Source organism: Paenibacillus hamazuiensis (assembly GCF_023276405.1).
GTDB lineage: Bacteria > Bacillota > Bacilli > Paenibacillales > NBRC-103111 > Paenibacillus_AF > Paenibacillus_AF hamazuiensis.
Genome location: NZ_JALRMO010000001.1, coordinates 6,071,469 through 6,085,065, shown reverse-complemented (window position 1 = coordinate 6,085,065; position 13,597 = coordinate 6,071,469). Strand labels below are relative to the sequence as shown.

General features: G+C 52.2%; 10 protein-coding genes and 2 pseudogenes. 7 read left to right on the top strand and 5 right to left on the bottom strand.

Annotated features, from left to right (window positions below; all coding sequences use genetic code 11):
- Positions 1-56 precede the first annotated feature (56 nt).
- The 4 genes and pseudogenes from tnpC to MYS68_RS26325 form a co-directional block, all read right to left on the bottom strand.
- A complete protein-coding gene (gene tnpC, locus MYS68_RS26340) occupies positions 57-1,622 on the bottom strand; it encodes an IS66 family transposase (RefSeq protein ID WP_248928694.1) in 1,566 nt (521 codons plus the stop codon).
- Positions 1,623-1,688: 66 nt separating this feature from the next.
- The gene (gene tnpB / locus MYS68_RS26335) at positions 1,689-2,045 is read right to left on the bottom strand and encodes an IS66 family insertion sequence element accessory protein TnpB (RefSeq protein WP_248928693.1); all 357 of its coding nucleotides are present in this window, start codon (positions 2,043-2,045) and stop codon (positions 1,689-1,691) included.
- Positions 2,039-2,365 (bottom strand): IS66 family insertion sequence element accessory protein TnpA, encoded by a 327-nt coding sequence (tnpA, locus tag MYS68_RS26330; protein WP_248928692.1) that lies wholly within the window; start codon positions 2,363-2,365, stop codon positions 2,039-2,041. The genes tnpB and tnpA overlap by 7 nt, the downstream gene beginning before the upstream one ends.
- A gap of 1,080 nt (positions 2,366-3,445) precedes the next feature.
- Positions 3,446-3,805 (bottom strand): annotated as a pseudogene (locus tag MYS68_RS26325) (glycosyltransferase); the annotation flags it as partial.
- A 79-nt stretch (positions 3,806-3,884) separates the two neighbouring features.
- On the opposite strand from MYS68_RS26325, the gene MYS68_RS26320 reads away from it, so the two are divergent.
- Positions 3,885-4,400, top strand: a complete 516-nt coding sequence (locus MYS68_RS26320) for a shikimate kinase (protein WP_248928691.1) — start codon at positions 3,885-3,887, stop codon at positions 4,398-4,400.
- A gap of 370 nt (positions 4,401-4,770) precedes the next feature.
- Positions 4,771-5,676 (top strand): HPr(Ser) kinase/phosphatase, encoded by a 906-nt coding sequence (gene hprK / locus MYS68_RS26315; RefSeq protein WP_248928690.1) that lies wholly within the window; start codon positions 4,771-4,773, stop codon positions 5,674-5,676.
- A 124-nt stretch (positions 5,677-5,800) separates the two neighbouring features.
- Here hprK and MYS68_RS26310 read toward each other — a convergent pair whose 3' ends face one another.
- A complete protein-coding gene (locus tag MYS68_RS26310) occupies positions 5,801-6,673 on the bottom strand; it encodes an AraC family transcriptional regulator (RefSeq protein ID WP_248928689.1) in 873 nt (290 codons plus the stop codon).
- A 141-nt stretch (positions 6,674-6,814) separates the two neighbouring features.
- Between MYS68_RS26310 and MYS68_RS26305 the strand changes: the two genes are divergently transcribed.
- From MYS68_RS26305 to MYS68_RS26285, 5 genes and pseudogenes are all read left to right on the top strand, one after another.
- Positions 6,815-9,202: a glycoside hydrolase family 2 TIM barrel-domain containing protein gene (locus MYS68_RS26305; RefSeq protein ID WP_248928688.1), complete on the top strand. Its 2,388-nt coding sequence runs from the start codon at positions 6,815-6,817 to the stop codon at positions 9,200-9,202.
- Positions 9,203-9,227: 25 nt separating this feature from the next.
- Positions 9,228-10,373, top strand: coding sequence for a glycoside hydrolase family 88 protein (locus MYS68_RS26300; RefSeq protein ID WP_248928687.1), 1,146 nt, complete (start codon positions 9,228-9,230; stop codon positions 10,371-10,373).
- A 219-nt stretch (positions 10,374-10,592) separates the two neighbouring features.
- A pseudogene (locus tag MYS68_RS39155) lies at positions 10,593-11,306 on the top strand (stalk domain-containing protein); the annotation flags it as partial.
- Positions 11,307-11,354: 48 nt separating this feature from the next.
- Positions 11,355-12,449 (top strand): signal peptidase I, encoded by a 1,095-nt coding sequence (lepB, locus tag MYS68_RS39150; RefSeq protein WP_420852238.1) that lies wholly within the window; start codon positions 11,355-11,357, stop codon positions 12,447-12,449.
- A 240-nt stretch (positions 12,450-12,689) separates the two neighbouring features.
- Positions 12,690-13,316 carry an FMN-dependent NADH-azoreductase gene (locus MYS68_RS26285; protein WP_248928686.1) on the top strand — a complete coding sequence of 209 codons (627 nt, stop codon included), beginning with the start codon at positions 12,690-12,692 and terminating at the stop codon, positions 13,314-13,316.
- The last annotated feature ends 281 nt before the right edge of the window (positions 13,317-13,597 follow it).

Here is a 13,597-nt window from a genome sequence, read left to right as displayed (position 1 = left end):
GGAACGTCAAATAGCCCCCACCTTGTTATTAAGATGAGGGCCAGTATTAGTTACAATCAGGATTTAAATACGCGGCAGGTCAGCGGCAACGATGGCGACCACGGCAGCAGCCTTTCCAATGATTCAGGATCTTTCGGATCGGTAAGTTGCGGGAGTCGCTCAAACAAATACATCAAGTACTTGAACGGGTTTAATCCGTTTTCTTTTGCCGTCTCGATGATACTGTAGATCGCTGCACTGGCCTTTGCGCCTCTTGGCGTATTAGCAAACAGCCAGTTTTTTCTCCCAATGACAAACGGCTTGATCGACCTCTCGCTGTGATTGTTATCGATCTCAAGCCTTCCGTCCTTTAGAAAAGCGGTGAGCTTCTCCCACTGATTCAGACTGTAGGCGATCGCTTGTCCAACCAAACTTTTCGGTAGCGTTCGCGATCGCTGCAGATGGAGCCATTTCGAATAAGCCTCCAATACCGGAAGGCTTCGTTCTTGTCTTACGGCATGCCGTTCTTCCGGTGTAGCATCCTTCAAGTCGCGTTCAATGGCGAAGAGCGCATTGCAATACGTCAGCCCCTGACCCGCAGCGGTGTTCGATTGCCCCTTCTTCTCCGGCGACGCTTTTAACGCTTCGTCATATTTGCGCCGCGCATGTGCCCAGCATCCGACGAGTGTAACACCAGCGACTTTGTGGTAGCCTGGATAGCCGTCCACGTTAAAGCCGGTTAAGAAGTTCCGAGGGTGTTCACCGCCCCGCGTCATTTGGTAGTCATAGAGCACAGCCGGCGATACGCCTCGACCGGTCCGGTAGAGCCACAGATACGACGTGGATTCAGCCGATCTTTCCGGTTCGCGCAGCACCTGCAGTGTCGTCTCATCTGCATGCAGTGTCTCCTGCCGGAGCAAATACGCCTTTATGGCATCGACCATGGGGGACAACCACTGCTCCACGCCATAAATCATCCAGTTCGCCATCGTTTGCCGGGACAATGAAAAGCCCAAACGGGCGAACTGCTGCTCCTGTCGATAAAGCGGCAAGCTGTCCACGTACTTCTGGCACATGATATGCGCCAGAATCGACGGAGAAGCGAGGCTCCCCGGATAGACGGGCCTCGGCATCGGCGCCGTGACGATAGGCGTCTGAATGTCTTCGCGCTCACAATATCGGCAGGAATAGACCTGACGCACATGTCGGATGACCTTGACTTGAGGCGGCACAATGGCGATCTCGCTGCGCGTCTCGGTACTCATCTCATGGAGCGCGCCGCCACAGCACGAGCAGAGCTGATCCGTTTCACTGAGTTCATAGGTCATGGTCTCAATCGGCAAACGTTCCAGATCCGCTTCGCGCTTACCGGTTGATTTTCGGCGCTCGTAAGTTACTTGCTCCGTCGGCGGCTCTTGCCCTTTAGGCGTTGCAAGTACCTCGGCTTCGTTGAACAGATTCAGCTCCAATTGATCGGGGCTCGTCTTCTCGCTTGATGCACCGAAGCGTTTTTGTTGCGCAAGACGGAACTGCTCCTCGTACCATTTAAGCTTAGCAGTAAGCTCTGCAATTTGTTGCTCCTGCTTGGCGTTTTGCTGTTCCAGTTGTTTGATTGTCGTTAAGGTATCCGCTCGATTGTCCATACCGTATAGATTCAGTGAATGTCGCTTTATCCCTGCTGCAAGGAATGGCGATAAATCGAATTCGAGTTAAACGACCGTTTCAGCCGTGACTTTTGGGTGTGCCTGCCGCTGACTAAGCGAAAGTCCATCCAGCAGCCAACGAAGCTCGCGGGAAGAGATGGTTGTTGTCGTGTCCGTGCTTGCGCGTGGCCACTGAAACGTGCCGCGTTCAAGGCGGCGGTAAAACAGCCAGAACCCGTTATGTTCCCAGTGCAAAATTTTGAGTTTGTTTCGCTCGCGATTGCAGAACACGAACAAGCACGGCGACAAGGGATTGAGCCCGAAGCCTTCCTGCACGATGGCGGCTAATCCGTCGATGGACTTGCGCAGATCTGTTGATCCAGACGCAAGATAGACGTGCTGGACACCGGATAATGTTAGCATGGCGCTTCCAGAGCTTGCACGACTTCTCTTAGCAGCCTTGGGTCGAAGCCAGAGCGGATCTCAATATGGGCTGAACCGATGTAAACGACAAGGGAAGTATGGTTGTTAAATTGGATGGGATCAGCAACTGTTAGCGGCACCCAGTGTGTAGGGGGAGTTACGACTTCGGAAGGAACTACTTTAAGTTTGCGGAGCCAATACTTCAACTGCTCTTTTGTAACATGATGAGCATCGCACCACGCTGACATTGTAAGCCCACTTTCTTTGTAGTCCGCGATACGGGCTGCCCATTCTTGGCGACGCTGTTCTTTAGTGGTCATAGGGCAACCTCCGATTGGATTAGGCTGCTCTCATTCTCTCACGTAAATTTGAGTTCTTGAAGGTGTGTAGGGTTTGACGCTTACCTCCCTAAGGACATTCTGGCTTCCTGAGTTTATAAAACAAAGCACTTTTGAAGTATTACCTTCCGACAAATTTGTTCATTCTCTAAGAAAAGATCTCGTAAGGATGTGTAACGAAAATAATGAAATTCTTTTCACCTCTATCCCTGAAGTGTTAACTGATCTAAATGTTATTGCATTTAACAAAGGGTTACTATGTCAAGATGCATTCGGTATCTCAACAGAAATATGCTTTTTTTACTCTTGGTGGATTGGTTACTAAACTATCGGCGAACGATAGCTCCACTACATCACGACGAGGTAGCGTGGCAATAACAGGCAGCCTCATTGACGTAACGGACCGTTATATGTCATTATTTTAAAGTTTTGCGGTATTTGGATGTTTCGGGATTTTTTTCATGAGGAGGTCAGTGGTTTATGGAAGTATGGGTTCCATATGAGAAAATCAGAAATCATCCCCCTGATTTTAGAGTGTGAGGTATCGGTTTTATTCCGAAGAAGAAGGTGGCAGAAAAAATCCCGTGTTTCAGGGGTTACGTTGTGATTTTTCATATGACGGAGACGACATTAAAGAGACGGGGATATTTGTAATTCATCCTGAATTTGAAGATGACTTTGGAAACATTATTCTCGACAAAAGCCTTCCTGTGCCTAAAAAAGGTACTGCAAGAATGTGGATACTTTTCCCTGAGATGAGACGCAAAGTACATGTACATCGAATTAAAATAGGAGTCATCGGTTATTTCATGGCAGGGTCAAAAAGGTTGGGGCAAGTCGAAGTGTTCGAGATACTTGTCTTGAATACGAACTCTGAAAGTTAACCTAACGGATACGATAATGCAATCAGGCCGGTGAAGAGCAAATGTTGGAAGATATTGATTTTTCTCCAGGTTCCATCACTTACAATCAAATGAATAGATCAGATCTAAACAACGAAGATCTTCTACAAGTTTGCTATGAAGATGATCTTTATCTTATTGACGTAGGATGGTACAGAACGGTGTGTTCCGCCTGTAACTTTCTAACATCGGCCTGATTGCCCGCTTTGGCAGCCGCTACAATTTTCCCTGCGATCAAAATATGCTCTCTCAGAATATCTGCCAGCTTATTGCGGGCGGCTTCCCCATAATAAGGTTTGATCACATTGCCGATGTCCTGCTGGTTCTGCAAAAGCCGATCCAATACGTCCTTCTGATCTTGACGATTGGATATGGCGCTGACAATATAACTTCTCGTCCATATCGTATGGTCGATCCAAGCCTTCTGCATATCGGCTTTCAGCTGCACCATTTTGGGACTCAGGCAAGCCGAATCCTTCTCTTCGCCCACCTGCGGTTGCACAGATATGACCAGCGTCACTCCCTTTATACGTTTGAAATAACCAGGCTGTTTTATTATGGTTGAATGATCCGTTTTTATACAGAAAGAGAGGAAGAAGATGACGAATATAGTCCTTATTGGTATGTCCGGAGCCGGTAAAAGCACTTTGGGTGTACTGCTGGCAAAAGCTTTAGGAATGGATTACGTGGATACGGATATTGTTATACAACAACAGGAGGGCAGATTGCTGCAAGAAATAATAGATAGCGATGGCATCGAAAAATTCATGAATGTCGAAGAAAACATCGTGTCCGGGCAGCGGCTGAAAAATTCCGTTATATCGACCGGCGGAAGCGTTGTATATTCAGAAAAAGCCATGAATGCCCTTAAGCAGGGTGGACAGGTTATTTATTTGCACGTCCCATATGAAGAAATTACAAGGAGACTAACAAACATAACGACCAGAGGCATTGTAATGAGGAAAGGAAACAGCCTAAAGGACGTTTACGAGGAAAGAGTTCCTCTATACATGAAGTATAGCGATATGACTCTGGATTGCTCGAATAAGGATATAGAACAATGTGTTAGTGAGATTATAGGGAAAATAGGCGGGCGGGCCTCCGATTCGCCTTGAGCGCGGAAGCGGGGGCCCGCCCGTTTTGAATGGATCATACGAAACGCAGCAAAGTAAAACCCTACCAACAATTGTAGGGGTGGGATTTTGGGGAGGAGATGGTCAAGTAACAAACGCGGTTATTGTTCCAACGCCTTTTCAAACTTGCCGAACCAGTTCCCCCAGCCGTACCTGGCGCCTTCGAGCACTTGGGTATTTTGAGAATCTCAATGAACAATTTGACACCATTTGGTGTCGTTTTGATTATAGGACACCAAATGGTGTCATGTAAACTGCATTTTTTGGTATCTAATGATAACGAGCGTTTAAAAAAAATGAAAACGTTTGAGGCGCGAGCGCGTATAAACCTAAGTGGAAAGGGGAAATGCAGATGAAATCCTTGAAGGTTCAAGATTTGATAGACCGGTTTTCGCTGGAAACTCTGGTGCAAGGGGATACGGCCCGAACGATATCCAAGCCGAAAGCACATCGGCCGGGTCTGGAGTTCGCCGGTTATTTCGATTTTTTCTCGCATGATCATGTCCAGGTGCTGGGACGCAAAGAAATCACCTATTTGCATAAACTGACGGAAGAGGAACGCAACGACCGGATCGGAAACGTCGTGAAATATCGTCCGCCTTGTTTTGTCGTGACCCGCAGCCAGGAGGGCTTAAAATATTTAACGAAATACTGCGAGGAGGAAAACATACCTTTATTGCGTACGCCGCAGCCGACTTATAAATTTATGGAATTGGCCGACACCTACATGACGAAGGCGCTTGCGCCGGAGATCGCCATTCACGGGGTATGCGTCAACGTGTCGGGAATCGGAGTGCTGCTGCGCGGCAAATCCGGCGTTGGCAAAAGCGAAACGGCGCACACGCTGATCCGGAGAGGACACCGGCTTGTCGCCGACGACATGGTTGTTCTGAAAAAAATCAGCCCCGAGACGATTTTGGGCACCCATAACGAAGTGAACAAAGAGTTTTTGGCGCTGCGCAGCATCGGACTGATCAACGTTTCCCGGCTGTACGGCCGGCGCGCGTTTCAGGAAGAGACAAGGATCGTGCTTGATATCGAATTGTCGCAGTGGCAGGAGCATGCCTTAAACAACGAGCTTGAGCTGGAACCCAAATTTACGGAGTACCTCGATGTCCGCGTCCCGCATATCGAGATCCAGCTGCAGCCGGGCCGGGATGTGGCCGGACTCGTGGAAGCGGCGGCGAACAGCTGGTATTTGCGCATGCAGGGGTACAGCGCGGCCGACGAGTTTATGAAACGGTTGGAGCAACAGTGACAGAGCCGACATTCCATTGCGATTACGGCTATAACATTCATGTCGGCGAGAGGCCCGGGTTCCTCAACATCCGAAACAGCGGCAAGCATGGACGAAAATAAAGTCCATGACTGCCGCTGTTTCGCTATCTGCGGGGATGCATGGAACGGCGGAACTGATGGGGGCTCATGCCGACGTTGCGTTTGAACAGCTGGCAAAAATACGAGACGTTGCCGAGGCCCACCGCCTGCCCGATCGCCTGCACCGAATGATCGGTCGTCTTCAGCAGCACACAGGCTTGGCGGATGCGCCGGGCCGTGATGTATTCGGTAATGCTGCTGCCGACCGCCTGGCGGAACAGCGCCGATACATGGCTCGGCGACAGGTGGACCGCTTTGGCCAGCACCGCCAGCTCGAACGGCTCCATGTAGTGCTCCTCCAGCCACTGCATCATCGCCTCTGCCGTCGTGGACGGCTTGGCCGGCGCATGAGGGGCAAGGGCGGCGCCGGCGAGCCAGCGATTTTTGACCCGGTGCAGCAGCGCGGCGAGAAACATCGCCTGCTCCTCCGGCAGCTCGTCCTGCGGAGCTTGCTCGATGAGCGCGCGGTGAACGCGAAACAGCGAAGCGATCTCCTCTTGCGGAAGCCCGGGCAGCACCTGGGGGAGCAGAGGATCCTTGCCAAGCCGCCGGAAAAAATCGAGCAGCGACGGAAACGGCGCCAAATACGGCTCAAGCGCGGACGGCTCGAACACGAACAGCGAACGCACGTACGGCTGATCGGGGGTGATATCCATCTGAATGCGGTGCAGCTGGAACGGGCGGAAGCAGACGAGCGAGCCGGGACGCAGATCGAAAAATTGTTGCTCCACGATGACGCGCCCGCATCCTTCATGCACATAGAGCAGCTCCATGCCCTGGTGGGCGTGATATACTTCCGCAAACTCCTTCGAACGGTCGTATTGAAAGGAAAACCGGAACGGATGGCGGTTTAGGTTCATGTAGTTCATTATTTTCATGGTTCATGATTCCTTCCAGAGCGGAACGTCTGACGGACCGTAATATAACAACATTTTATCATAACAGCGCCATACTTTTACGGGGTTTTTTTTTCTATAGTAGAGGGAGATCGGACAGTAAGCACAAGGGGATGGAACAACGTGATCAAACAGCGTTTGAACGAAGGATGGGAGCATTACAAGGGCAGCTTGGGCGGACCTTGGGAAGTATGGCGTCAGGACAAGCTGCAAAATCATTACAATGTGCCGTGGCATGAAGTGACGCTGCCGCACACATACAATGCGCTGGACGTGCTGGAGCCGGATGGCAAATATTATCAGGGACCGGCGTGGTATCGGACGAAGCTGGCCGTGAACAACCCGTATCCGGGCGGGCGGACGCTGCTGCACTTCGAGGGAGCGGGTCAGCGTACCGATGTGTACGTTTACAGGCGCAAGGTCGGCTCTCATCTCGGCGGCTACGACGAGTTCGCCGTGGACATCACGGAAGCGGCCGAGGAGGCGCGCGGCATCGAGCGCTATCATGGCCTTATACCGGTTGCGATCCAAAGCGACAACAGCCGCGAGCTGGAGACGATTCCGTCGGATGCGAGCGATTTTAACCTGTACGGCGGCGTGTATCGCTATTTGAACCTCGTATATGTGCCGGCGGTATCGCTGGAGCGCGTTCATGTGGAAACGATCGTCGCAGACAAGACGGCCTGCACCGTGAAGGTGAAGGCGAAGCTGTACAATCCGAACGCATATCTCGATCATGTAACGCTGTCGGTGACGCTGAATGCGCCGGACGGCTCGGCTATCGGCACGTACGAAACGAAGCTGATGGCATGGAACGGTTTTAAGGAGATCGCGGTACACGATATCGCTTCTCCTGAGCTGTGGTCGACGGTGAACCCGCAGCTGTACAGCTGCACGGTGCGCCTCGTCAGCCCGTACGGCGAGACGGAGCAGACCGAGCGCTTCGGCGTCCGTTTCTTTGAATTCGTCACGAACGGGCCGTTCAAGCTGAACGGCGAGCGTTTGCTGCTGCGCGGCACGCACCGGCACGAGGATCATGCCGGCGTCGGCCCGGCGATGACCGAGGACATGATGCGCACCGAGATGCAGATCATCAAGGACATGGGCGTGAATTTTATCCGCCTCGGCCATTACCAGCAGTCGCGTATCATTTTGGACCTGTGCGACGAGCTCGGCATTCTCGTATGGGAGGAAATCCCATGGTGCCGCGGGGGTCTCGGCGGGGAGCAGTACAAGCAGCAGTGCCGCGACATGCTGGAAGCGATGATCGAGCAGCACTACAACCACCCTTCGGTGATCCTGTGGGGCCTTGGCAACGAAAACGACTGGGAATGCGACTTCGACTACTTCGAAATCGACCAGATCCGCGCGTTCATGAAGGAGCTGCACGACATGTCGCACCGGCTCGACCCGAGCCGCCGCACGTCGATTCGCCGCTGCGAGTTTTGCAAGGACATCATCGATGTGTATTCTCCGTCGATTTGGGCGGGCTGGTACCGCGGCGTGTACACCGAATATGAAAAATACAGCCGCGAAGCGTTCGAAAACGTCCATTCCTTCTTCCATATGGAGTGGGGGGCGGACAACCTTGCTACGCGCCACGTGGAGAAGACGTTCACCGGCTTCGAGTTTATCCCGAAGGGGCAAGGCGCGGACGAGCGGGACGGCGACTACCTGCTCACCGGCGGCACGCCGCGCGTGTCGAAGGACGGAGACTGGTCGGAGACGTATTTTTGCGAGATGATCGACTGGTATTTGAAATGTCAGGAAAACATGGATTGGCTGACCGGCACGGCGCAATGGGCGTTTAAAGATTTCGCGACGCCGGTACGGCCGGATTCGCCGATTCCGTATCTCAACATGAAGGGCATCATCGAGCGCGATTTTACGAAAAAAGAAGCGTATTACGTCTACCAATCGTACTGGACCGAGAAGCCGATGGCACGCATCTACGGGCACACGTGGGCGGTTCGCTGGGGGCAGCCGGACGAGAAAAAGCGGGTCCTGGTTTACTCCAACTGCCCGCAGGCCGAGCTGTTCGTAAACGGCGTGAGCGCCGGCGTCAGGCAGCGCGACTCGCAAAATTTCCCGGCTGCAGGCCTCAGGTGGGATGTGCAGCTCGTGTCCGGCGAGAACCATATCCGCGTCGTGGCGGAAAAAGACGGCGTCCGGGTGGAAGACGAAGTCCGCTTCGTCTACCAGACGGAAAGCTGGGGCGAGCCGGCGCAGCTGAAGCTCAGCTCCACGCCGCAGCAGGATGGCCGCGTATGGGTCGAAGCGAAGGTATACGATGCGAATGGCGTATTTTGCCCGGATGCGCGCAGCTTTGTCCGCTTCGGACTCACCGGTGACGGCAAGCTGCTGGACAACCTTGGCACCGTCCGCGGCTCGCGCGTCATCGAGCTGGCGAACGGCAAAGCGGGCATCTATGTCGATCCCCGCGGCGGCAGCTCGGTGGTCAGCGTCGCTTCCGAAGGCATGAAGACGGTATTTATTCCGGTTAATCATTAATCCCGTTAAAGGAGAGATCACGCCCATGGTTCAGGAAAAATGGCTTCAAGCCGCGCAGTTGTCCGATATTTTGCCGGAGGTTTGGGAAGCATTGCAGACGAAGGTCGACCGAATGATCGGCCAGCTTCAAGGGAAAATTCCGCATGTCGCAGGCGAAGACGGCATCTATGACAGCACGATCCCCGATTGGTGGACGTCGGCGTTTTGGCCGGGCATTTTGTGGATCATGCACGACATGACCGGCAAGGCGCATTATCGAGATGCGGCGTGGGATTGGGATGCGACGATCGAACAGGCGACGCTGCGCGACAACCGGTTCCACCACGACGTCGGCTTCCAATTCCTGCCGACTGCGGTGATCAAACATAAAATCACCGGCGACAAGGATGGTCTACGCCGCGGGCTGCAGGCGGCAAATTTCCTGGCCGGCCGTTTCAACGTCGAGGGCAACTTCCTGCGCGCGTGGAATCAAGACAAAACCGGCTGGGCGATCGTCGACTCGTCGATGAACCTGTCCATCCTGTTCTGGGCGGCCGAGGAAATCGGCGATCCGCGGTTCAAGCATGTCGCGAAGCGGCATGCCGACACAGTGCTGCGCCATTTCATCCGCGAGGACGGCTCCGTGAACCACATCGTCGTCTTTGACCCGGAAACCGGCGAATGTCTGCATTCGCTCGGCGGGCAGGGGGCCGCTCCGGACTCGTCATGGAGCCGCGGTCAGGCGTGGGCGCTGCACGGCATGGCGAACACGTACCGCTACACCGGCGACATCCGCTATCTGCAGGCTGCGCGCCGCGTCGCGCATTACTTCCTGGCGTGCCTGCCGGACGACTACGTCGCGCACTGGGACTTCCGCGCGAACGGCGGCGACCTCGCGGGCGAGCCGCGCGACACGTCCGCGGCGTCCTGCGCCGCTTCGGGGCTGCTCGAGATCGCCGCGGCGCTGCCCGAAGCGGAGGGCCGCATGTACCGCGCGGCCGCGGAGAAGATGCTGCTGTCTCTGACGCAGCATTACGGCACGTGGGATCGCCCCGAACACGAGGCGATCCTGCTGGAGGGGACCGGCAACAAGCCGGCCGGTCAGAACATCAATGTCTCGCTGATATACGGAGACTACTATTACGTCGAAGCGATCGCCAAGCTCATGGGCTGGCAGCGCAAAATTTTTTGACGCTTCTCCGCTGAAAGGAGAAGCGTACCCGAGAAGGCCGGGACCGCTCGCGATCTGCGCGGCTGCCCGGTCTTTTTTTGTGTAAAATAAATTTTACGCCACCTCACCACACCCCCCGATTTTCATGGTAAAATCTCGTAGGAAGATTATGTCTACCATACTAATCTATTACCCGGGTGGGGATTCCCCTGGCGTAGGGAAACGATCGAGGTGCTGAAGATGTTGCGTTTTTGGAAGCTCAGTTTGTTGCTTGCTTTATGCAGTCTTTTTGTAATCCCCGCTGCTCATGCGGAGGAGCAGGTCAGTGTGTTTGTCAACGGCAGCAAGGTGATTTACGATCAATCACCGATAATAGAAGAGGGCAATACGTTCGTACAGTTCAGGCCTTCCTTCGAAGCGCTTGGCTTTGCGGTTCAATGGGACGAGGGGAGTCTGTCCATCACCGGAACGGCTCCGAATAAGAAAGTACAGCTGCAGTTGAACAGAGCTGAGGCTTACATCAATGGCGAGCCGGTCGAGCTTGCCGCGGCTCCCCGGATGGTGAACGGCTCGACGTTTGTTCCGATCCGGTCTTTAGCGGAGTTTTCCGAGGGAGATGTCGAATGGGAGCCTAACAACAAAGAAATCCATATTATTACCGATAAAAGTTATTATGTGTTCCTCGGAGCATTGTTGGGTAACATGGATAAAGTAAAATACGGGTTTGATCAGGGGGGCGGCCCCAATTTTATATACAAAGATAACGGTATCTCCACTATGGATGCTGCTGTGCTTTCTAAAAATACCGAAATGGTCAAGCTTCTGCTGGAAAATGGCGCGATACCGGATATGACGAAACCTACAGACCCTGAAGGGAAATACCAAAGCCTGGGTATCGCTGCATTCAGCAAGCAGCCGGAGATCGTGAAATTACTGATTCAGTATGGAGCGGATCCGCTAAAAAAGCAAAAAAACGGATCCACGATTGCCGATTATATTCAAGTGCTGCTCAAGCTGGCCACCCCCGAGGATGCTCCGACAATAAAGCAGATCCTCGAGATCCTGGAAACCGCAAAGGATCTCCCCAAGCAGCAGCGATACGCACGTTATATCGCAGAAGGCTCTTCCATGGAACCGACCATCGCAGATAAGGAACGCGTCTGGGTGGACAAAAATTACTATCAGACGACCCCCGTTTCCAGGAACGATCTGATTATTTTTAAGGGCCAAAACGGGAACATGTATATGAGGCGGGTGGCAGGGCTTCCCGGAGAGACGATCCGCATTGATCAGGAGAAGCTGTTTGTAAACGGAAAACGTGATTCCTCCATGTTTTTTCCAGGGAATACGCGGAGTCAAGCGGACGTTAAATTGAATGACAAGCAAGTGTTTGTCATCGGGGACAATTATAACAACAGCTCGGACAGCCGTTCGCCGGACATGGGGCCGATTGCGCTCAGCCAAATCGTCGGCAAGATCAATTATGTGGAGCATATAACCGGCAAAAATAAGGAAAAACCCGCAGCTCAAACCCAACCTCAACCAAGCGCAGCTAGCGGAAAAACGTATAAAAGCCCGCCGGAAATGGCCATCGATACGGCAAAAAAATATCAGGCCAAAGTACATACGAATAAAGGCGATTTCACCATCGAATTATTTGCCGAAACGGCGCCGAAAACCGTGAACAATTTTGTTTTTCTTTCCAGGGAACGCTTCTATGACGACGTCATCTTTCACCGTATCATCAAGTCGTTTATAATTCAGGGCGGCGATCCGACCGGAACCGGCCGGGGAGGGCCCGGATACAAGTTCGAAGACGAGCTGCAGACGTCTTATTCCTACGAACCGGGGATTGTGGCGATGGCCAACGCCGGGCCAAACACGAACGGGAGCCAGTTTTTTATTTGCACGGGAGAAGATTGCCGCGGTTTAAATCAAATACCTAATTACACGATATTCGGTAAAGTGACGGAGGGGATGGACACGGTCCTTGCCATTGCCGATGTTCCGGTCGTCAAGCAGTACGGAGGCTCGGAAACAAGCAAACCGACCGAACCGGTATTTATTCAAAGCATCGATATCGTGGAATCGCAGTAAACAACCAGACTAAAAACGGAGTGTTGACGGAAAAATAATTCCGTTAACGCTCCTTTTTTCAGCTTTGAAAAACCTTCGGTGCCGCAATTTTTGGGAGAATCTTTAAAGATCTAACCAATTATTGCTAAATAATTTTTGGGGATTAACTTGACAATAGTAAGTGGATTGTTTATGATACTTAATGTGATACTTACTTTTTGGAAGTTAATAATTTGTTTATAATCTAGGGAGGAAATTAACATGTCCAACGTTTTGTTCGTTAAAGCCAATTCCCGTCCGGCAGATCAAGCCGTCAGCGTCCAGCTGTACGATGCTTTTCTGCAATCCTACAAGGAAAACCACCCGAACGATCAAATCACCGAGCTTGACGTGTTCAAAGAGGCGCTTCCGTACTACGACACCATCCATATGACCGCTATGTTCAAGCTGGGCAAAGGCTTTGAACTGACTGCCGAAGAACAGGAAGCTGCGAAACTGGTGAACAAATACCTCGATCAATTCCTCGCAGCGGATAAAGTCGTATTCGCCTTCCCGCTCTGGAACTTCACCATTCCGGCACAGCTCGTTACTTATCTGCACTACCTGTGCCAAGCAGGAAAAACGTTCCAATACACGGCCGAAGGTCCGCGCGGTCTCGCCGGCGACAAGAAAGTGGCGCTGCTGAACGCACGCGGCGGCGTTTACTCCGAAGGTCCTGCTCAATCGCTCGAAATGTCGCTCAGCTATGTGAGAAACATTTTGTCCTTCTTCGGTGTAACCGACATTCACACTGTTGTCATCGAAGGGCACAACCAATTCCCGGACCGTTCCCAGGAGATCATTCAAGAAGGTCTGAAAAAAGCTTCCGATCTGGCAGCGAATTTCTAATATATCTGTGCTATTTCCCCGGCTCCCGTCCTGCGCTGTTTGCGCGGGATGCGGGGTCTTTTTTGTGTGTGGCTGTGTTGGTTTTAACGACGATTCTACGTGTGGATTCTGTATGAAAAATCGTATAAAACTTACACAAGGATCGTACAACAAATCAATATACATGAAAAATCATATACATTCATGCCATAGGACGGTAAGATCGAGCAATATATATGAAAAATTAGATATAAATTTTCTTTTTGCGTCAGATTCAACTATTGTATTCGAAAAATCACACA